We start from the raw sequence: 18,476 nt of genomic DNA on the forward strand, positions 1-18,476 counted from the left end.
GAAGAGACCGGCCACCAAGCAGGCCGGGGCCAGGAAGGCCGCCGTCGGGCAGACCGCCGGCAAGCGGCCCGCCACGAAGCGCACGAGTGCCCAAGCTGCCACCAAGCGGCGCCCCGTTGCCAAGCCGAAGGCGCGCAGCTACCGCAAGTCGTGGCGGCTCCCCGTGGGCCGGTCGTCCACCCGCATCCGTGCGTTCATGGTGGTTATGGCGCTGGTGGTGGCCGTCTGCATCGGCCGGGCGTTCCAACTCCAGGCCTTCGACTCCGAGGCGATGGCGGCGCAGGCGGCGGAGAAGATGCAGTCCACCCGGGAACTGCCGGCCACGCGCGGGTCCATCATGGACCGCAACGGCGTCGTGCTGGCGGCCACGGAGCCTGCGATGCTGATCAGCGTGGACCCGGACATGGTCATGACCAACGGCGCCGACAAGCGTTACCCGATGAGCGAGCGGAAGCGTGAGGAGGCTGCAGCCGCGCCCCAGGCCGTGGCCGAGATCCTCGCCAAGCACCTCGGCGGTAGGGCCTCCACCTACATCGAGACCCTCACCGAGGAGGACTCCCGCTACGAGATCATCGCCAAGAAGGTCCCGGCCGCCACCTGGATCGCCATCCAGAAGGACATGAAGGCCGGCTTCGACGGCGAGGGCAGGCGGCCCTGGTACGGCCTGTTCGCCACCTCCGACCCCATCCGCACCTACCCGCAGCGGGCACTGGCGGGCAACGTCGTCGGCTTCGTCAACGGCGAGGGTGTCGGCTCCGCCGGCCTCGAGGCGGTGCTCGACGACCAGCTCGACGGTGAACCGGGCCAGGAGGTCTACGACTCCTCCACCTACGGCCGCATCCCGCTGGGGGAGAACGTGCTCACCCCTGCCGTCGACGGCGTCAACTACGAGCTCACCCTCGACAGCGACCTGCAGTGGTTCGCCGAGCAGGCGCTGGCCGACGGCGTGAAGAAGTCCGCCGCGGCCACCGGCATGGCGATCGTCATGAACGCGAAGACCGGTGAACTGCTGGCCCTGGCCAACAGCCCCTCCTACAACCCGGCCAACCCCGGGGCGGTCAAGGACGCGGGGGACCTGAGCAACCGCGCCGTAAGCGACGCCTACGAGCCCGGCTCGGTGCAGAAGGTCCTCACGATGGCCGCACTCACCGACGCCGGTTTGGTCACCCCGGACACCAAGGTCCGGGTGGAGGGACGGATCGCCTCCGGAGGCGGCTACGTCCGGGACTCCTTCAGCCACGGCACCCTGCAGATGACGGCCCGCGGCATCATCGCGCAGTCGTCCAACATCGGCACCATCGAACTCGCGCGCCTCATGGACAAGGCCGACCTGAGTGCCTACCTGGCCGACTTCGGCCTGGGCGCCAAGCCGGGCTCCGGCCTGCCCGCAGAGACCGCCGGCTCACTGCCCGGGGCAGACATGGCCGACTACACCCGAGACCAGATCTCGTTCGGCCAGGGCCTGTCGGTCTCCGCCGTCCAGATGACCGCGGCCGTGGCAGCGGTGGTCAACGGGGGCACCTACCACGAGCCGAGCATCCTGAAGTCGGCGACCGCGGCCGACGGCACCAGCGTGGAACTCCCGGCCCCGAACTCTCGCCGGGTCATCTCCGAGGAGGCCTCGGACATGGTGGTGAACATGATGGAGGCCGTGATCACCCAGGTGGGCAAGGATCGCGAGATCCCCGGCTACCGCACGGCCGGCAAGTCTGGCACCGCCCAGCGCTTCGACCCGGACTGCATGTGTTACAACGGCTACACCGCCTCCTTCGTGGGCGTCGCCCCCGCCGAGGACCCGCAGTTGGTGGTCTACGTGGTGCTCGACCAGCCCAGGAACGGCAACTCCGGCAGCAGCCTCGCCCTGCCGGTGGTGAACAACATCCTCCAGATGGCGCTGCCGCGCTACAACGTGCTGCCATCCACCTCTCCGGCGCCCGAGGAGCCCCTGACCTATGAGTGACACGGCCGCCATCCGCCCCTCGGGCGTGACCGCGATTCCCCTCGCCACGTTGGTGGGGGGAATCGACGTGCGCGGCGACGTCGACTCACGGGTGCCGGTCTCCGGCATCAGCCTCGACTCCCGCGACATCGTCCCCGGCTGTCTCTACGTGGCCCTGCCCGGCAGGCGGGCGCACGGCGCTGACTTCGCCGCGGCTGCCGTCGCGGCGGGAGCGGTGGCCGTGGCCACGGACGCACAGGGCGAGCAGGCCGCCCGCGCCACGGGCGTGCCCACCGTCGTCTCCGACGACCTCCGCCGCCAGATGGCCCTGCTCAGCAGCCGGGTCTTCGGGGACCCGGGCTCACAACTCGAACTCCTCGGGGTCACGGGCACCAACGGAAAGACCACCACCGTCGCCCTGCTCGAGTCCGGACTGGCCGCGGCCGGCCGCCGGGCAGGCACTGTCGGCACCCTCGGTTTCCGGCTGGACGGGCTGGCGGTGCCGTCGGGACGCAGCACGGTGACCACCCCCGACTCCCCGGACCTCAACGCGCTGCTGGCGGTGATGCGCGAGCGCGGGGCGGACACCGTAGCGCTCGAGGTCTCCAGCCACGCCCTGAAACTGGACCGGGTGGTGGGGCTGCGGTTCTCCGTGGCGGCGTTCCTGAACCTCGGGGAGGACCACATGGACTTCCACGTGGACCTGGACGACTACTTCGAGGCCAAGGCCTCCCTGTTCACCCCCGAGTACACCAACCGCGCCGTGGTCTGGACAGACGACGAACGCGGGGTGGAGGTCGCGCGGCGCGCCACGGCCGCCGGGCTCGAGGTGATCACGGTGGGCACGGGCGAGGACACTCGGTACCGCCTGGAGGGCTACGAGCCCGTCGCGCCGCTGGGCGGCCGGGCCACCCTGACGCAGGGAACCGACCGGGTGGAGATCCGGATCGGGATGCCCGGCTACTACAACATGATCGACGCGGCGGTGGCGTTCGCGATGCTCGCAGCCGTCGGCCTCGACCCCGATGACATCCTCACGGGGCTGGCCTCGGCCCAGGTGCCCGGCCGGATGCAGGCGCTGGAACTGGGCCCGGACGCGCCGACGGTGGTGGTGGACTTCGCCCACACCCCGCAGGCGGTGGCCGCGGCGCTCGACGCGCTCAGGGGATCCTTCGCGCGCGTGGTCACCGTGGTCGGCTGCGGCGGGGACCGGGACGCGGGCAAGCGGCCCGGCATGGGACGTGCAGCGGCCGAACGCTCGGACGTCGTGGTGATCACCGACGACAACCCCCGCACGGAGGACCCGGCCGCCATCCGCGCCGCCACGCTGGCGGGGGCGCTGGAGGTCGGGGGAGACGTGGTCGTGGAAGAGGTCGACGGGCGGCGCGCGGCCATCCGGAGGGCGCTGGAGCTCGCTGATCCGGATACTGTTGTGGCGGTCCTCGGGAAGGGGCACGAGCAGGGGCAGCATGTTGGGGGACAGGTTCTCCCCTTCGATGATGCCGTCGAGGCTCTGGGCGCCTGGGACAGGATCAGGGAAGGAAGGTCATGAGGCCACGCAGGATCTCGGAACTGGTGGAGCTGATGCAGCCGGCACCGGTCGAGGCGTTCGGCGACGACTCGGTCGTCGGCCCGGACGTCGTCATCGACAACCGTGCCGCCACCCCCGGGTCACTGTTCGTGGCGATCCCCGGGCAGCGGGTCGACGGCCATGACTTCGCCGCCTCCGCGGTGGAGGCTGGGGCGGCGGGCGTGCTCGGCATGCACGTCAGCAGGGCCGAGGTCCCGCACCTGCTCGCCGAGGACTCCGTCCTGGGACTGTCGTGGCTGGCGCGCGGCATCGTCCGCGAGGCCCGGGCGCGCGGCCTGGTCAGCATCGGCGTGACCGGCAGCTCCGGCAAGACCAGCACCAAGGACCTCCTGGCCCAACTCCTGGAGGAGGCCGGGGACACCGTGGCCCCCGAGGGCAACCAGAACAACGAGGTCGGCGTGCCGCTGACCGCCTGCCGGGTGGGCGACGACACCGAGTTCCTGATCAGTGAGATGGGGGCGCGCGGCGTCGGGCACATCTCATGGCTCACCTCGCTGGTCGGCCTCGACGTCGGCGTGGTCCTCAACGTCGGGACCGCCCACGTCGGCGAGTTCGGCGGCATCGAACAGACGGCGCTCGCCAAGGGCGAGCTGATCGCAGACCTCGCCCCCGACGGCTGGGCGGTGCTGAACGGCGACGACGAGCACGTCGTCGGGATGCGCCACCGCACCGAGGCGCGGGTGGCGTGGTTCGGTGAGGGCGAGCTCCCGGCAGGGGACCTGCTCGTGCGGGCCGTCAACGTGACCACCAACCTGATGAGCCAGCCCTCCTTCGACCTGCAGGTGACCCGGCAGGGGCGGACCGAGACCGCGCCCGTCACCCTCGTCGTGGTGGGCCGCCACCAGGTGCACAACGCGCTGGCCGCGGCCGCCGCAGCGCTCGCCGTGGGCCTGGACCTCGAGTCCATCGCCTCCGTGCTGTCCCAGGCCGAGCCGCGCTCGAACTGGCGGATGGAGCTCCAGCGCCGGGCCGACGGCGTCCTGGTGCTGAACGACTCCTACAACGCCAACCCGGACTCGGTGGCGGCCGCGCTGCGCACGGCCGTGGAGCTGGGCCAGTACCAGCGCGCCGAGAACCCCGGCGCCCGGGTGGTCGCGGTGCTGGGGGACATGCTGGAGCTGGGGCCGCTGGCGGAGGAACTCCACACCACCATCGGACGCCTCGCGGTGGACCTCGAGGTGGACGAGCTCATCGCCGTCGGGGAGTACGCGGAGCTCCTGGTGGCGGCGGCGGGGGCCGACGGGCTGAACGCCCGGGCCATGACCCGCGACGAGGTGGCTGCGTCCCTGCAGCTCTCGCCCGGAGACGTGGTCCTCGTCAAGGGCTCGCGCGGCATCGGGCTGGAGAAGGTGGCCGAGGAACTCATCGGCGGAGGAGGATCGCGATGATCAACATCCTGCTGGCAGGGGGTCTGTCCCTGCTCTTCGTGCTGGTGGCGATGCCCCGCTACATCCGGTTCCTCACGGCCCGCCAGTACGGACAGTTCGTGCGTGAGGACGGCCCCAAGGAGCACCTCACCAAGCGCGGCACCCCCACGATGGGCGGTCTGGTGATCGTGCTGGCCGTGGTGCTCGCGTACTTCCTGTCCCACCTGATCCTGTGGAAACCCGTCACCATCTCTGCGATGCTGCTCCTGGGGCTCACGGTGGCCCTCGGGTTCCTCGGGTTCCTCGACGACTGGGCCAAGATCTCCAAGGAGCGTTCCCTCGGCCTCACGGCGCGCGGCAAGCTGATCGGCCAGATCCTGATCGGCGGCACCTTCGGCGTGCTCGCCCTGAGCTTCCCCGACGAGCGCGGCATCCGCCCGGCCTCCCAGTTCATCTCCTTCCTGCGCGACGTGCCCTGGCTGTTCCTTCCGTTCTTCCTCGCCGTGCTGTGGATCATGTTTCTGGTGATGTCATGGTCCAACGCGGTGAACCTCACCGACGGCCTCGACGGCCTGGCCGCCGGCAGTTGCACCCTCGTGTTCTCGGCCTACGCGCTCATCAACTTCTGGCAGTACCAGCAGTGGTGCTCCCGCACCTCCACCGCCGGACCACGCTGCTACGAGGTCCGTGACCCGCACGACCTCACCGTGGTCGCGCTCGCGCTGGCCGGGGCGTGCTTCGGTTTCCTGTGGTGGAACGCCAAGCCCGCCAAGATCTTCATGGGTGACACCGGCTCCATGGCCCTCGGCGGCGCCCTCGCGGGCCTGTCGGTGATGACCCGCACTGAGCTCCTGCTCGTGGTGCTCGGCTTCCTGTTCGTCATGGAGGTCGGCTCGGTGACGCTGCAGGTGGCCTACTTCAAGGCGACCGGCGGCAAACGGATCTTCAAGATGTCGCCCATCCACCACCATTTCGAGTTGCTCGGGTGGCAGGAGGTCACGGTGGTGATCCGGTTCTGGATCATCTGCGGGTTGTGCGTGGCGCTCGGAATCGGAATCTTCTACGCGGAATGGGTGGTCGCCCAATGAGCAAGGACTGGCTGCGGACCGCTGACCGGCTCTCTGACTGGCCGTCGGCCAAGGTCGTCGTCGCCGGGCTCGGTGTCTCCGGATTCGCCGCCGCCGACGGGCTGATGTCCCTCGGTGCGCAGGTGACGGTGCTCGACGAGTCCGAGGCCCACGCCGACAAGGCGGACCTGCTGGAGCGGCTGGACGTCACCGTCCGGCTGGGCGAGGGGACCACCGCCACGCTGCCCGACGACGTGGACCTGGTGGTCACCTCGCCGGGCTGGCGACCGTCGGCGCCGCTGCTGGCACAGGCGGCGCAGCGGGCCATCCCGGTCTGGGGCGAGACGGAACTGGCCTGGCGGATGGTGCAGCCGGACCGCGCCGTCCCGTGGCTGGCCGTGACCGGCACGAACGGCAAGACCACCACCACCACGATGCTGGCGTCCATGCTGAACGCCGCCGGGCTGCGCACCGCGGCCGTCGGGAACATCGGACGCCCGATCATCGAGGCCGTCCTCGACGACGAGCCCTACGACGTGCTGGCGGTGGAGCTGTCCAGCTTCCAGCTGCACTGGATGAACTCGGTCCGGATGCATTCGGCCGCCGTGCTCAACCTGCACCCGGACCACCTCGAGTGGTACGAGGGCGCCCCGGACGCCTACGAGCGCTACGTCGCCGACAAGTCGCGGATCTACGACGGCCTGACCCACTCGGCCATCTACAACGTGGCCGAGCCCGCCACCGAGCAGCTGGTGGAGGAGGCCGACGTCACCGAGGGCGCCCGCGCCATCGGCTTCACGCTGGGCACGCCGGGCATGAGCATGCTCGGGGTGGTCGACGACCTCATCGTGGACCGGGCCTTCGTCAGCCAGCGCAAGGACTCGGCGCTGGAACTGGCCAAGGTCTCCGACGTGGTTCCGTTCGCACCGCACAACGTGGAGAACGCGCTCGCCGCCGCGGCACTGGCGCGCAGCTTCGGGGTGCCGGCCAAGGCCGTGGCGCAGGGCCTGAGGGACCTGCAGGTTCCCCTGCACCGGATCCAGACCGTGGCCACCTCCGACGACGTCACCTGGGTGGACGACTCGAAGGCCACCAACCCCCACGCGGCCGACGCCGCGATGCGCGCCTACGACTCGTTCGTGTGGATCGCGGGCGGCCAGGCCAAGGGGGTCAGCTTCGACGACCTGGTGGCGCGGCACGCCCAGCGGATGCGCGGCGCCGTGCTGCTCGGTGTGGACCGCGCCGAGATCGCGGGCGCGCTTGCCCGACACGCGCCCGAGGTCCCGGTGCAAGTGCTCGACAACCCCGAGACTGGGGCGATGGAGGAAGCGGTTCGGCTCGCAGGGGCCATGGCCAGGGGCGGCGACGTCGTGCTGCTGTCGCCCGGCTGCGCCAGCCTGGACATGTTCACCGGCTACGCGGACCGCGGCGAGCGGTTCGCGGCCGCCGTCAAGGAGTTCACGAGAAGGACCGACGAGGAGTAGGAAATGGCCATCGCGACCGACGCAGCTTCCCCGGCCCGGCCGATCGAGACGGTCACGAGCGCACGCAGCCGCGTCGCCTCCTCGCCGCTGACCGACTACTACCTGATCATCTTCACCGTCACCATCCTGTGCGCCATCGGCTCGCTGATGGTGCTCTCGGCCTCCTCGGTCCTGGCGCAGGCCCAGGGCGTGTCCCCCTACTACTACTCCATCCGGCAACTCGTGTTCCTCGTCGTGGGCGTGGTGGCCGCGGTGGTGCTGAGCCGCCTCCCCACCAAGACCCTGCGCGGGCTCGGCTGGGTGGGTTGGTCCCTGTCCGTCGCCGTGCTGCTGCTGGTGCTCAGCCCCCTGGGCCACAACGTCAACGGCAACACCAACTGGGTCAACATCGGGGGGTTCACGTTCCAGCCCTCGGAGTTCGCCAAGCTGGGCCTGGTGATCTGGGCGGGCTCGGTCTACCACGCCCGACGCGGCCGCCTCCACGAACCCTTCCAGCTGCTGGTGCCGTTCATCCCCGGTGCCGGCGTGCTGCTCGCGCTCGTCCTGGCGGGACGGGACCTCGGCACCGGCATGGTGATCGGCCTCGTGGTGTTGGCGCTCCTGTTCTTCGTCGGCACCCCCTTCCGGGTGCTGGTGCCGCTCGTGCTGGGGGCCGGCGCGCTCGTCGGTGTGCTGCTGTTCGGCTCCGCGAACCGCATGAGCCGGATCATGGTCTTCCTGGACCCGCAGTCCAACACGGACCTCTCGTCGCAGCCCATGGCCGCCCTGTACGCGCTGGCCTCCGGCGGCTGGTGGGGGCTAGGGCTGGGAGCCAGCAAGCAGAAGTGGGGCGGTCTGAAGGACGGTGCCCACACCGACTACATCTTCGCCGTGATCGGCGAGGAGCTCGGCCTCTTCGGCGTCCTGGTGGTGATCGCCATGGTGGCGCTGCTCGCACGGGCCGGGTTCTCCATCGCGCTGAAGTCGGACAAGATCTTCAACCGCATCGTCGCGGCCGGCATCACGGCCTGGTTCCTGGTCCAGGGTCTCATCAACATCTGTGTGGTGCTGCACCTGCTCCCCGTCCTTGGAGTGCCGCTGCCGTTCGTGTCCTACGGCGGCTCGTCCTTGCTGGCGAGCCTCTTGGCCATCGGGGTGCTGCTCGCGCTGGCACGGGACACCCCGCAGGCGCGCAAGCACATCGCTGCCCGACGCAAGAAGTCACGTCCGCGGATGACCAGCGTGCTGGCCGCAGGGAGTCGCAAGGCATGACCAGTGTTGTCCTGGCCGGTGGGGGGACCGCCGGCCACACGTCGCCCCTGATCGCCACCGCCAAGGCGCTCCAACAACTGGAGCCCGACGTGGAACTCGTGAGCATCGGAACCGCCAAGGGCCTGGAGACTCGGGTGATCCCGGCCGCCGGTCTGGACCTCGAGCTCATCACCCCCGTGCCGTTGCCGCGCAGGCCCGGCATGGAACTGGTGAAGCTGCCCTGGCGGCTGACGCGTTCGGTGCGTGAGGCGCGGCGCGTCCTGCGGGACGCGCGGGCGCAGGCGCTGGTCGGCTTCGGCGGCTACGTGTCCATCCCGGCCTACCTGGCCGCCTGGACCATGCGTGTGCCGGTGGTGGTGCACGAGGCCAACAAGCTGGCGGGCATCTCCAACAAGATCGGCGCCAGGTTCGCGAAGTTCACCGCCATCACCTTCGCCGAGACCGAACTGCCCGGCTCCACCCTGGTGGGCATGCCGATGTCGGCCACCATCACGCACCCCAGCGTCTCCACCGAGGACGCCCGCCGCGGGTTCGGGCTGGACCCGGACCGCCCGACGCTGCTGGTCAGCGGGGGATCGCAGGGAGCGGTCCGCATCAACGAGGCCGTCCTCGGCGCCCTGGACGAGATCCTGGCCGCGGGCGTGCAGGTGCTGCACGTCCTGGGGCCGAAGAACTTCGGCGAGGACTCCGCCGTGGTGGAGCATCCGTCCGGGGCCAGGTACGTGCCCGTTGCCTTCGTGGAGGACATGGCCATCGCCTACGCTGCCGCGGACCTGATGCTGGCCCGTGCCGGCGCCGCCACGGTCATGGAGACCGCGGTCTCAGGGCTGCCGGTGGTGTTCGTGCCGCTGCCCTGGGGCAATGGCGAGCAGGCCCGCAACGCCGCCGAGCTCGTGGCCGCCGACGCGGGAGTGCTGTTGCCGGAGTCCGAGCTCACTGCGGGTACGCTGGCAGCGTCGGTGGTCCCCCTGATCACAGACCCCGCACGGCTCTCCAGGATGTCCGACGACGCGCGCAGGCAGTACCCCGCCGACGCCGCCGAGGTCCTGGCGCGCGCCGTGCTCGACGCGGCAAGCACGAAAGAAGCAAAGTGACCCTCCTGAACCCCATCGAAGTCGTCCCGGCCGACGAGGTCGGTCCGGTCCACTTCATCGCGATCGGCGGCTCCGGGATGAGCGGCATCGCCAGGATGTACGCGGACCTGGGGATCGAGACCTCCGGGTCCGACCAGAGCGACTCCTCCACCCTGCAGTCGCTGCGGCGCAGCGGCATCCGCACCCACGTCGGCCATGATCCGTCCCAGCTCGGCGACGCCGCCACCGTCGTGATCTCGTCTGCCATCCGCGCGGACAACGTCGAGCTCGTGGAGGCGCGCCGCCGGGGACTGCGGATCTGGCACCGCTCGGCCGCGCTCGCGGCGCTGATGGTGGACAAGCGGGCCGTCTCCGTGGCCGGCACCCACGGCAAGACCACCACCACCGCCATGACCGCGGTCATGCTCGCGGAGGCGGGGGCCGAGCCCAGCTACGTCATCGGCGGCCCCCTGTCCACCACCGGGTCCAGCTCCGCCGTCGGTTCCGGGGACGCGTTCGTCGTCGAGGCCGACGAGTCCGACGGCTCCTTCCTGCAGTACCCCACGGAGATCGCGGTCATCACCAACGTGGAGGCGGACCACCTGGTCAACTGGGGGAGTCCCGAGGCCTACGCCGACGGCTTCCGGGCCTTCGCCACCCGGCCGGCGGTGGGTCACGTCGTGATCAACGTCGACGACGAGGGCTCGCGCAGCCTGGCCGAGGACCTCGACGGGGAGGGGCCGCAGGTCATCCGCTACGGCGAGTCCGCCGACGCCGACATCCGCATCACCGACGTCACCCCCGACGGCAACGGGGTGCGCGCCACCATCACCTTCGGGCAGGACAGCGGCACCATCCGCCTCCAGGTCCCGGGCAACCACAACCTGGCCAACGCGTCGGCCGCCTACGGGGTCGGACGGCTCCTCGGGCTCGGCCACGACGCCGCCATCGAGGCGCTGGGCCGGTTCGAGGGCACGCTGCGTCGGTTCCAGCTGATCACGGACACCGCCGGCATCCGCGTCTTCGACGACTACGCCCACCACCCGACGGAGATCCGGGCCGCGCTCACCGCCGCCCGCCGCGCCACCGAGGCCGGCAACGAGGCCACGGGCCTGCCCGGCCGCCTGATCGCCTGCTTCCAGCCCCACCTGTACAGCCGGACCGTGGACTTCTCCGACGAGTTCGGCGAGGTGATGACCCTGGCCGACGTCGCGGTCATCAACGACGTCTGCGGCGCCCGCGAGGACCCCATCCCCGGGGTCACGGGACAGCTGGTCGTCGACGCGGCGCTCGCCCACGGCGCCCGCGACGTGCACTATGTGGTGGACAAGTACGACCTGCCGGAGGCCCTCGACGAACTGGCCCGACCCGGTGACCTCATCATCACCCTCGGCTGCGGTGACGTGACCATCGTCGGCCCCCTGCTGGCGGACCTGCTGGAGCAGCGCCCGGAGGCTGGGGCGAGTTGAGCAACACCACGTCGCCGGGCGCCTTCGCGAAGGCGCTGCAGGAGCGACGTCGCAGGCAGAACCGGCGCAAGCTGTTCGGGATCATCTCCGGCGCGGGCGTCCTCGTCTTCGGGGGCTTCGCGGTCTGGTTGCTGTTCTTCTCCGCCGTGTTCGCCGTCACCGACGTCCGCGTGGGCGGGACCCAGCTCCTCACCACCGACGAGGTCCTCGCGGCCGCGGCGGTGGAGCTCGACCGGCCCCTGGTCACCACGGACATCGACGCGATCGGCAGCCGGGTGGCGGGGCTGATCCCGGTGGAGCGGGTCACGGTGGAACGCAGCTTCCCGTCGACGATCTCGATCGAGGTGACCGAGCGCGAGTTGGTCTACCAACGGCTCGACGGCTCCCAGTACCAGTGGGTGGACGGACACGGCGTGGTCTTCCACACCGCCGCCACCCCGCAGGCCGGGGCGCTCGTCGCCGAGACCGCCACCGACGATGCCCGGCTGCTGGCCGACGTCGCCACCGTGGCCACCCACCTCCCGGGCGAACTCCTGCCGCGCGTCGAGGTGATCAGCGCCGAGGCCGTGGACCAGATCGAGATCAGGCTCACCGACGGCGACGTCGTCGTCTGGGGCAGCGCGGAGCAGTCCGAGTTGAAGGCGGAGGTGCTCACGGCGCTGCTGACGGTGGACGCCGAGGTGTACGACGTGTCTGCGCCGGGTCACCCCACCACCAAGTAGGATCGACGAATCGGCCGCACCGCCACCAAACCCTGAAGTAGCACTTGAGGTGGTTTGGGGTGGATCGGCCGGGATGTTGGACGATCCAGCGTCGTGACCCATAGCCTCATACGCAAAGCAGCACGGGTTGCGACAACGAACAGTAGGGCAGGTAATGGCAAGCGCATCACAGAACTACCTCGCGGTCATCAAGGTTGTGGGCGTCGGCGGCGGTGGCGTCAACGCGGTCAACCGGATGATCGAAGCGGGGCTCCGCGGAGTCGAGTTCATCGCGGTCAACACCGACGCCCAGGCGCTCCTCATGAGTGACGCGGACGTGAAGCTGGACATCGGTCGTGACCTCACCCGGGGCCTCGGGGCCGGGGCGGACCCGTCGAAGGGTCGCCAGGCGGCCGAGGACCACTCCGACGAGATCGAGGAGGCGCTCAAGGGCGCCGACATGGTCTTCGTCACCGCCGGTGAGGGTGGCGGCACCGGTACGGGCGGCGCTCCCGTCGTCGCCAAGATCGCCCGCTCGCTGGGTGCCCTGACCATCGGTGTGGTCACCCGCCCGTTCTCGTTCGAGGGTCGACGCCGATCCACGCAGGCCGAGTCCGGCATCGAGTCCCTCCGCGAGGAGGTCGACACCCTGATCGTCATCCCCAACGACAAGTTGCTGCAGATGACCGACCACCAGGTGGCGATACTGGACGCCTTCAAGCAGGCGGACCAGGTGCTGATGCAGGGCGTCTCCGGCATCACGGACCTGATCACCACCCCGGGTCTGATCAACCTGGACTTCGCCGACGTGAAGTCGATCATGAGCCAGGCGGGCTCCGCGCTGATGGGCATCGGTTCGGCCCGCGGGGAGGACCGCGCCCGCGCCGCCGCCGAGATGGCGATCTCCTCGCCGCTGCTGGAGGCCAGCATCGACGGCGCCCACGGCGTGCTGCTGTCCATCGCCGGTGGCAGTGACCTCGGACTGTTCGAGGTGTCTGCCGCCGCGCAGCTGATCGAGGAGGCCGCGCACGACGAGGCCAACATCATCTTCGGCACCGTCATCGACGACGCCCTGGGCGACGAGGTGCGCGTCACCGTCATCGCCGCCGGCTTCGACGGCGGCAGCCCGCAGAAGCGCCAGAACTCCCGTCCCGACGTCGCCCGCCAGGCGCGCCCGGCGCAGCAGCCCACCAACCAACAGGTCGGTGGCGGGCAGCCGCCGCAGGCGCGTCCGCTCCCCTCGGCCCAGCCGCAGCAGCCGCAACAGCAGCAGCGCCCGGCCGCGCCGCGCCCGCCGGAGGACGACGAACTGGACGTGCCCGACTTCATGAAGTGAGTCGGAACCACACCTGCCCTCGAGAATGCCCCGACATGCCCCGGCGTGTCGGGGCATTTGAGCGCCTCGGGCGGCTCTGCAGGCGGTAGTCTCGTCGGCAAGTGTTTTTAGGAGGCGACAGTGGGCGTACGCAAGCTTGCCGAGTGGATGGGTATCGTCGAGGACGACCGCTACCGGGACCAGACCGACGAGGTGTCTGAGGAGTTCTCGCAAGATGTGTACGTCGACGAGGAGCCCGTGGAGGAGGTGAGTCGGGTGTCCCGACTTCCAGAGCGTCCCGAGCGCCGCCGCCCGGTGGCCGTGGCCCCGGAGCCCGAGGTGGCCGACATCAGCCGCATCGTCAGCGTGCGTCCACGCTCCTACAACGAGGCCCGCGCCATCGGCGAGAACTTCCGTGACGGCATCCCCGTCATCATGAACCTCTCGGACATGGAGTCCGGTGAGGACAAGCGTCTCGTCGACTTCGCAGCCGGCCTCATCTTCGGGCTGAAGGGCAACATCGAGCGGGTCTCGAGCCAGGTGTTCCTGCTCTGCCCGGCCAACCTCGTGGTGGGGCCGGAGGACAAGGAACGCCTTGTCTCCGGTGGTTTCTTCAACCAGAGCTGAAGCCGAACCGAAACCTGCACTTGAACCATCGTTGGTCGCGACACGCACTTGGAGTAGCCTGAACGTCGACGCCGGGCGGTTCGCTGCCCGGTCCCGCACTACCAGACAGTTGGAGAAAAGAATGAGTCTCACCCTGGAAGAGGTCCGTCGAGTCAGGTTCCGCATGGCTCGTCGCGGCGTCACCGGATACGACGTCGCTGATGTCGACAACTTCATCGACAAGGTGGAGGAGTCCTTCGGCCAGTTCGAGAACGAGCGTGACCTCCTGCGTCGTGAGGCCCAGTCCGCGGGCGGCCAGGGCGACGCCGCCCCCTCAGCCGATCCGCAGGAACTGGCGGCAAAGGACAGTGAGATCGCCAACCTCCGCGCCGAGGTGGAGCGCCTGAACGCAGCCACGCTGCAGCAGCCCGCCGACAACGCCCAGGTGGAGCAGCTCAACGGCCAGAACGAGCAGCTCCGCGCCGAGCTCGCCCGCGTCCGTGCCGAGCTGGACGACCTGCGCACCCAGCGTGTCAGCGAGATCTCCGGGCAGGCCGAGCACATCACCGTCGGCACCCGCGAGGAGGCCAGCCCCGCCGTCATCCGCCTGGTGCAGCTCGCCACCGAGCAGGCCGAGCAGCTGGTGGAAGAGGCCGAGCAGGAGACCCAGCGCAAGCTGGCCGACGCCAAGCAGCAGGCCCACGAGATCACCACCGACGCCCGCACCAAGGCGGAGCGCATCGAGTCCGAGGCCCGCGTCAACGCGGAGCAGCTGCGTCGGGAGGCCGAGGAGAACGCCGCGCGGGTCAACACCGAGGCCGACGCCCGTCGCGTCGAGCTCTTCGCGGACCTCGAGCGCGAGCAGGGCGAGCTCACCGGCAAGGTGGCGTCCCTGCGTGAGTTCGAGGGCAGCTACCGCGAGAACCTGCGCAGCCTCCTGACCCGCAACCTGGGTGCCCTGGACCAGGAGCGTCCGGAGCCCGCGGACATCCCCGAGCTGGCACAGCGCCAGGACTCCGAGACCCCGCGCCTGGACGCCCTCGCGCACGGGTCCGACCAGTAACTGACAAGGACCGCGAAGGGGCCGGCACCAATTCGGTGTCGGCCCGTTCGCGTCCGGGTTGAAAATGTGGTCCGGGGGTGTAGCATCACCGGACAATCAGACCTAGGAAAGCAGACATGTCCACGAAGAATGCAGGCCCTGCCGCAGAGCTCCCCGTCCGTCCCGGAGAGGACCCCTGGACCGAGGAGGAGGTTGCCGAGCAGCGCCAGATGCTCGTCGACGAGGTCGACCGCCTGGACCGCAAGGTGGCGGCCACCGAGGAGGAGTTGGCGGACCTGCTGCGCGGCGGCACCGACGGCGCCGGGCGCGACCCGGGTGACGTCGGCTCCAGCAACTTCGAGCGTGACCAGGAGCTCTCGCTGGCCCAGAACGCTCGCGAGATGGCGGACCAGGCCAGGCTCGCGCTGAACCTCTTCGACGAGGGCCAGTACGGTCTCTGTGAGGTCTGCGGCGAGCCCATCGGCAAGGGCCGCCTCCAGGTGTTCCCGCGCGCGACGCTCTGCGTCACGTGCAAGCAGCGCGAGGAGCGGCGCTGAGCCGCAGCGGTCCCTCGCGGGTCGGCATCCGCCTGACCGCGCTCGGGATCGGGCTGCTCGGTCTGGGCCTGGACCAACTGACCAAGCACGCAGCGCTGGCCAACCTCGAGTGGGGCCGGCCCGTGGAGGTCCTCGGACCCGTCCTCCGGTTCACGCTGATCAGCAACCCCGGAGCCGCCTTCGGGCTGGGCAGCGGGTCCACGCTGGCGCTCTCGATCTTCGCGATCCTGGCGTTCGTCGCGGCGCTGGTGGTGGCGCTGCCGCGCATCGGCCGGATGTCCCACGCGGTGGCGCTGGGACTGCTCCTGGCCGGCATCACCGGGAACCTCCACGACAGGCTGCTGCGGGAGCCTTCGCCGCTGTACGGGCACGTGATCGACTTCATCCAGTTGCCCTACTTCGCCATCTTCAACATCGCCGACATCTGCATCACCGCCGCGGCCGTGCTGATCATCGTCCTCAGCTTCCGGCACCGGGAGGAGCCGTACGAAGCCGATGCCGACGGTGCGTCGGAGGCGGGGGAGAGCGCGGCGTGAGCGTGTTCCTGGTGCCCGACGGCCTAGCTGGGGAGCGGATCGACTCCGTCGCCGCTCGGGTCTCCGGGTACAGCCGCAGCCGCGTCGAGGCCCTGATCGCCGACGGCGGCGTCAGCCTCGACGGGCGGGTCGTCTCCAAACCCTCGGTCCGCGTGGCGGCGGGCCAACTCCTCGAGCTCGTGGAGGAGGACCTGAAGCCGGACCAGCCGGTCGTGCGTCCGAGGGTGGCGCAGGGGATGGCCGTGGTGCACGAGGACGCGGACGTCGTCGTGGTGGACAAGCCCGCGGGTGTGGCCGCCCACCCCAGCCTCGGCTGGGAGGGCCCCTCGGTGACGGAGCACCTGGCGGCCTCCGGCATCCGGATCTCCACCTCCGGGGCCTCGGAGAGGCAGGGCGTGGTGCAGCGGCTCGACGTCGGGACCAGTGGCCTGATGGTGCTGGCCAAGTCCGAGATCGCGTACACGGTGCTGAAGCAGGCGTTCCGGGACAAGACGGTGGAAAAGACCTACCACGCCCTCGTCCAGGGCCATCCCGACCCCTTCACGGGGACCATCGAGGCCCCCATCGGGAGGCACCCGAACCACGAGTGGAAGATGGCCGTGATGGACGGCGGGCGGGCCAGTACCACCCACTACGACACGATTGAGGCGCACCGGGCGGCGACCCTCCTGGAGATCGGTCTCGAGACCGGGCGGACCCACCAGATCCGCGTCCACATGTCCGCCATCGGGCACCCGTGCTGCGGCGACCCCCTCTACGGCGCGGACCCGGCCCTGTCGCAACGGCTCGGCCTGGTGCGGCAATGGCTCCATGCGGTGGAACTGTCATTCGACCATCCGCGCAACGGCGAACGGGTCACGTTCCGCTCCGAGTACCCGCGGGACCTGGCCGACGCGCTGTCGCAAGTCCGGCGGGGCTGATCACCCAGGGGACCCCGCACTTTCGTTGTGGCTCGGTTCCGGTAGTGTGAGGTCGTGCGCAGAGCAAAGATCGTATGTACCCTAGGCCCCTCATCCGAAACTACTGAGCGTCTGGTCGACCTGGTCAACGCCGGTATGAACGTGGCACGTCTGAACATGAGCCACGGCGACTACAACGAACACGGCACCCGGCTGAAGGCCGTCCGCGAGGCGGCGCAGATCACCGGTAAGACCGTCGGTGTCCTCGCTGACCTGCAGGGACCCAAGATTCGCCTCGGCCGGTTCGCCGGAGACCAGAAGCACTTCCTCGAGCGTGGCTCCCGCTTCACGATCACCATCGATGACATCGACGGTGACGCGGAGCGCTGCTCCACCACCTACAAGGGACTGCCCGGCGACGTCCAGGTGGGCGACGACATCCTCATCGACGACGGCAAGGTCGGCCTGAAGGCCGTCGAGGTCACTGCCACCGACGTCGTGTGCGAGGTCACCGTCCCCGGTCCCGTCTCCAACAACAAGGGCATCAACCTGCCCGGAGTCGCCGTCTCCGTCCCCGCGCTGAGCGAGAAGGACGAGGCGGACCTGCGCTGGGCGCTGGCCCAGGACATCGACATGATCGCCCTGTCGTTCGTCCGCACCGGTGAGGACATCAAGCGCGTCCACGAGATCATGGACGAGGAGGGTCGCCGCCTGCCGGTGATCGCCAAGCTGGAGAAGCCACAGGCCATCACCAACCTGCAGGCCATCATCGACGCCTTCGACGCGTTCATGGTCGCCCGTGGTGACCTCGGTGTGGAACTGCCCCTCGAGGACGTGCCGCTGGCGCAGAAGCGCATCATCCGCGCAGCCCGCAAGTGGGCCAAGCCCGTGATCGTCGCCACCCAGATGCTCGAGTCGATGATCTCCTCGCCGCGCCCCACGCGCGCCGAGGCCTCCGACGTCGCCAACGCCATCCTCGACGGCACCGATGCGGTCATGCTCTCGGGCGAGACCTCCGTCGGCGACTACCCGATCGAGACCGTGGCCACCATGGCCAAGATCGTCGAGTACGCCGAGAGCGAGGGCCACGAGGAGATCCACGAGATCGAGTGGGACCCGCACACCACCGGTGGCGTCCTCGCCAAGGCGGCCGTCGAGGTGGCCGAGCGCGTCGATGCCCGCTACCTGGTGGCCTTCACCAAGTCCGGTGACACCGCTCGACGGCTCTCGCGGCTGCGCCCGTCCATCCCGCTGCTGGTGTTCTCCCCGGAGACCACCACCCGTCAGCAGATGACCCTCTCCTGGGGCGTCAACACCCTGGTGACCGAGGACTTCGACAACCAGGAGGACATGGTGGCCCGCGTCGACCGCTACCTGCGCGAGGAGGGCCTCATCGAGATCGGTGAGCGCATCGTGATCCTTTCCGGGTCCCCGATGGGGGTTCCGGGCAAGACGAACAACCTGCGTGTCCACAAGGTCAAGGAAGCCGGCGCCGGCGTCGACTCCTGACGCAACCCGCGACCAGCACGGAGAAGGCTGGGGCCGCCCGTTCGGGCAGCCCCAGCCTTTTCTCGTGAAA

At 69.9% G+C, this 18,476-nt stretch carries 16 protein-coding genes; all 16 read left to right on the forward strand.

What is annotated here, in order from left to right; genetic code table 11:
* Positions 1-196: 196 nt before the first annotated feature.
* On the forward strand, positions 197-1,960 hold the full coding sequence (locus ACYU7G_RS16065; protein ID WP_461110042.1) for a peptidoglycan D,D-transpeptidase FtsI family protein: 1,764 nt from the start codon (positions 197-199) through the stop codon (positions 1,958-1,960).
* Positions 1,953-3,491: a UDP-N-acetylmuramoyl-L-alanyl-D-glutamate--2,6-diaminopimelate ligase gene (locus ACYU7G_RS16070; protein WP_461109697.1), complete on the forward strand. Its 1,539-nt coding sequence runs from the start codon at positions 1,953-1,955 to the stop codon at positions 3,489-3,491. The genes ACYU7G_RS16065 and ACYU7G_RS16070 overlap by 8 nt, the downstream gene beginning before the upstream one ends.
* Positions 3,488-4,918: a UDP-N-acetylmuramoyl-tripeptide--D-alanyl-D-alanine ligase gene (locus ACYU7G_RS16075; protein ID WP_461109699.1), complete on the forward strand. Its 1,431-nt coding sequence runs from the start codon at positions 3,488-3,490 to the stop codon at positions 4,916-4,918. The genes ACYU7G_RS16070 and ACYU7G_RS16075 overlap by 4 nt, the downstream gene beginning before the upstream one ends.
* Positions 4,915-5,985: a phospho-N-acetylmuramoyl-pentapeptide-transferase gene (mraY, locus tag ACYU7G_RS16080; protein WP_461109701.1), complete on the forward strand. Its 1,071-nt coding sequence runs from the start codon at positions 4,915-4,917 to the stop codon at positions 5,983-5,985. Before ACYU7G_RS16075 ends, mraY begins: the two co-directional genes overlap by 4 nt.
* Positions 5,967-7,448, forward strand: a complete 1,482-nt coding sequence (murD, locus tag ACYU7G_RS16085) for a UDP-N-acetylmuramoyl-L-alanine--D-glutamate ligase (RefSeq protein ID WP_461109703.1) — start codon at positions 5,967-5,969, stop codon at positions 7,446-7,448. Before mraY ends, murD begins: the two co-directional genes overlap by 19 nt.
* Positions 7,449-7,451: 3 nt before the next feature.
* Entirely contained in the window at positions 7,452-8,699 is a 1,248-nt protein-coding gene (gene ftsW, locus ACYU7G_RS16090) for a putative lipid II flippase FtsW (RefSeq protein ID WP_461109705.1), read from the forward strand.
* On the forward strand, positions 8,696-9,793 hold the full coding sequence (gene murG / locus ACYU7G_RS16095; protein WP_461109707.1) for an undecaprenyldiphospho-muramoylpentapeptide beta-N-acetylglucosaminyltransferase: 1,098 nt from the start codon (positions 8,696-8,698) through the stop codon (positions 9,791-9,793). The genes ftsW and murG overlap by 4 nt, the downstream gene beginning before the upstream one ends.
* The gene (gene murC / locus ACYU7G_RS16100) at positions 9,790-11,241 is read left to right on the forward strand and encodes a UDP-N-acetylmuramate--L-alanine ligase (RefSeq protein WP_461109709.1); all 1,452 of its coding nucleotides are present in this window, start codon (positions 9,790-9,792) and stop codon (positions 11,239-11,241) included. The genes murG and murC overlap by 4 nt, the downstream gene beginning before the upstream one ends.
* Positions 11,238-11,963 carry a cell division protein FtsQ/DivIB gene (locus tag ACYU7G_RS16105; RefSeq protein WP_461109711.1) on the forward strand — a complete coding sequence of 242 codons (726 nt, stop codon included), beginning with the start codon at positions 11,238-11,240 and terminating at the stop codon, positions 11,961-11,963. Before murC ends, ACYU7G_RS16105 begins: the two co-directional genes overlap by 4 nt.
* 154 nt (positions 11,964-12,117) lie before the next feature.
* Complete coding sequence (gene ftsZ / locus ACYU7G_RS16110; protein WP_461109713.1) at positions 12,118-13,278, forward strand: cell division protein FtsZ; 1,161 nt, start codon at positions 12,118-12,120, stop codon at positions 13,276-13,278.
* 147 nt (positions 13,279-13,425) lie between these two features.
* Complete coding sequence (locus tag ACYU7G_RS16115) at positions 13,426-13,884, forward strand: cell division protein SepF (protein ID WP_461110043.1); 459 nt, start codon at positions 13,426-13,428, stop codon at positions 13,882-13,884.
* Between the two features lie 121 nt (positions 13,885-14,005).
* A complete protein-coding gene (locus ACYU7G_RS16120) occupies positions 14,006-14,926 on the forward strand; it encodes a DivIVA domain-containing protein (protein ID WP_461109715.1) in 921 nt (306 codons plus the stop codon).
* A 116-nt stretch (positions 14,927-15,042) separates the two neighbouring features.
* Positions 15,043-15,462: a TraR/DksA family transcriptional regulator gene (locus ACYU7G_RS16125; RefSeq protein WP_461109717.1), complete on the forward strand. Its 420-nt coding sequence runs from the start codon at positions 15,043-15,045 to the stop codon at positions 15,460-15,462.
* Positions 15,435-15,998 (forward strand): signal peptidase II, encoded by a 564-nt coding sequence (gene lspA / locus ACYU7G_RS16130; protein WP_461109719.1) that lies wholly within the window; start codon positions 15,435-15,437, stop codon positions 15,996-15,998. Before ACYU7G_RS16125 ends, lspA begins: the two co-directional genes overlap by 28 nt.
* Positions 15,995-16,918, forward strand: coding sequence for an RluA family pseudouridine synthase (locus ACYU7G_RS16135; RefSeq protein WP_461109721.1), 924 nt, complete (start codon positions 15,995-15,997; stop codon positions 16,916-16,918). Before lspA ends, ACYU7G_RS16135 begins: the two co-directional genes overlap by 4 nt.
* 54 nt (positions 16,919-16,972) lie before the next feature.
* A complete protein-coding gene (gene pyk, locus ACYU7G_RS16140; protein WP_461109723.1) occupies positions 16,973-18,406 on the forward strand; it encodes a pyruvate kinase in 1,434 nt (477 codons plus the stop codon).
* Positions 18,407-18,476 lie beyond the last annotated feature (70 nt).

This window comes from Tessaracoccus terricola (assembly GCF_054776555.1).

Bases quoted from the DNA above. Each gene is read 5' to 3' on its own strand.
- ACYU7G_RS16115 (WP_461110043.1), top strand. From the start codon at position 13,426: ATGGGTATCGTCGAGGACGACCGCTACCGGGACCAGACCGACGAGGTG.
- ACYU7G_RS16075 (WP_461109699.1), top strand. From the start codon at position 3,488: ATGAGGCCACGCAGGATCTCGGAACTGGTGGAGCTGATGCAGCCGGCA.
- ACYU7G_RS16125 (WP_461109717.1), top strand. From the start codon at position 15,043: ATGTCCACGAAGAATGCAGGCCCTGCCGCAGAGCTCCCCGTCCGTCCC.
- ACYU7G_RS16065 (WP_461110042.1), top strand. From the start codon at position 197: ATGGTGGTTATGGCGCTGGTGGTGGCCGTCTGCATCGGCCGGGCGTTC.
- mraY (WP_461109701.1), top strand. From the start codon at position 4,915: ATGATCAACATCCTGCTGGCAGGGGGTCTGTCCCTGCTCTTCGTGCTG.
- ftsZ (WP_461109713.1), top strand. From the start codon at position 12,118: ATGGCAAGCGCATCACAGAACTACCTCGCGGTCATCAAGGTTGTGGGC.
- ACYU7G_RS16070 (WP_461109697.1), top strand. From the start codon at position 1,953: ATGAGTGACACGGCCGCCATCCGCCCCTCGGGCGTGACCGCGATTCCC.
- ACYU7G_RS16120 (WP_461109715.1), top strand. From the start codon at position 14,006: ATGAGTCTCACCCTGGAAGAGGTCCGTCGAGTCAGGTTCCGCATGGCT.
- ftsW (WP_461109705.1), top strand. From the start codon at position 7,452: ATGGCCATCGCGACCGACGCAGCTTCCCCGGCCCGGCCGATCGAGACG.
- murD (WP_461109703.1), top strand. From the start codon at position 5,967: ATGGGTGGTCGCCCAATGAGCAAGGACTGGCTGCGGACCGCTGACCGG.
- murG (WP_461109707.1), top strand. From the start codon at position 8,696: ATGACCAGTGTTGTCCTGGCCGGTGGGGGGACCGCCGGCCACACGTCG.